Here is a 237-nt window from a genome sequence, read left to right as displayed (position 1 = left end):
GTAAGCCTGTGCTGAGGAGGTATCGACTCCATTTCGGCTATGATAACCGATTTCAAAATCCCACAATTTGCAGCCGCAGGCTGCCCTGTTCAGGACCAAAAATAGGGGCTTGGAGACCGGCCAGAAGATCATCCTGGGCGGGATGCTGTTGGCCGAAGCGAAAAGAGAGCCTAGAGTCCGGCAATGGGTGCTTGAGCTGGCGGCATCGACGGTGAAAAGGTGTCACCGCCACTGTAA

1 protein-coding gene is annotated in these 237 nt (G+C 54.9%); it reads right to left on the bottom strand.

Translation table 11 applies throughout. The annotated features are described in order from the left end of the window. Positions 1 to 52: 52 nt before the first annotated feature. A partial coding sequence (locus tag ALO64_RS26020; RefSeq protein ID WP_217996283.1) for a hypothetical protein occupies positions 53 to 237 on the bottom strand: 185 nt, incomplete at its 5' end.

This window comes from Pseudomonas meliae (assembly GCF_001400515.1).
Lineage (GTDB): Bacteria > Pseudomonadota > Gammaproteobacteria > Pseudomonadales > Pseudomonadaceae > Aquipseudomonas > Aquipseudomonas amygdali.
Note: the sequence above shows the minus strand (reverse complement) of the source record. Positions and strands in the feature narration are given on the sequence as shown.